At 34.0% G+C, this 987-nt stretch carries 2 protein-coding genes; both read right to left on the bottom strand.

What is annotated here, in order from left to right:
• Positions 1–70: 70 nt before the first annotated feature.
• Positions 71–574, bottom strand: a complete 504-nt coding sequence (locus AC6UD0_RS07275) for a hypothetical protein (RefSeq protein WP_500708691.1) — start codon at positions 572–574, stop codon at positions 71–73.
• Positions 575–586: 12 nt separating this feature from the next.
• Positions 587–987: hypothetical protein (locus AC6UD0_RS07270; protein ID WP_500708690.1), on the bottom strand; the 401-nt coding region annotated here is incomplete at its 5' end.

Raw genomic sequence — 987 nt, 5'->3', positions numbered from 1 at the left:
CTTTTTGAGCTTTGGTAATAAGTCCAGATTCATCAATCGTAATGTAAAAATTCATGTTTAAGCCTCCTTTTTATAGTGATAAGAGCGTCCCAGAAACATCTATTTGTATTTTTTGAGGATAGCCACTTGTATCATTCGCTATTGCTCCTAAAAATCCATCAAAATAAATTCCCCCAAATGCTTCAGTAAAAGCCAAAGTATTAGACCATTCTTGTCCAGAAAGTCTTCCAGTGATTGGATTCCAATGTTGAGGTTCAATTCCCTTAGGAAAATAGAACAAAATTCTAGAAGCACTTCCCCAATTTGATGGCCCATCTGTTAGCAACTTCTTATCAATAGTGAACGTACCAGCGAAACAATAAATCAATAGTCCGTTAATATTAATTGTTTTAGATGTAAAACTAACAACTGATTGAACTTCCGGACCTAACACAGGCGGTTCCGTTGAGCTAGTAACATTCACGTCATCACTAGTAATTAAATCAGGTAAATCCATTAAATTCTTATAACTCGTTTGAGGATAAATCGCATCCCCAGTATTCTTATTTCGTAAAATGACATTATTGATTGCCATGTTTATCCTCCTTTAAAATGGGAAATATTGTGCTTTGGTTGTAGCCATTCTGTAGTACCTTTTATCACCGGAATAAATTATTTGATAATCCTTATCTCCGATAACTGTGACACCATGAGCACCCTTGAAAATCCAATTATCTGAATCATTATTTAAACCAGCTCCACTACTAATGGCAATATAAGGTGTATCTATACTCCACAAAACATTAAAGTTGGTAATTCCAACAAATAGTCTCAGACTGTTATTAGGATAATGGATATTTGACATACAATCATTTGTGTACTGCTTAGCAGTAGCTAACGAATTATCAACGTCTTTCTTAGTGGCTAAGTTATCTAAGTCTTTTTTGTGTGCAATATCATCGTATTTATTTTTATCAATACTCTTCCCAGTAATATTTTCAATAGCGC

The organism is Fructilactobacillus sp. X7R9C1 (genome assembly GCF_059901005.1).
The sequence above is the reverse complement of the archived record's forward strand: the minus strand, read 5'-3'. Positions and strand labels throughout refer to the sequence as shown.

Coding starts and splice junctions, on each gene's coding strand:
- AC6UD0_RS07275 (WP_500708691.1), bottom strand. CDS start 574: ATGGCAATCAATAATGTCATTTTACGAAATAAGAATACTGGGGATGCG.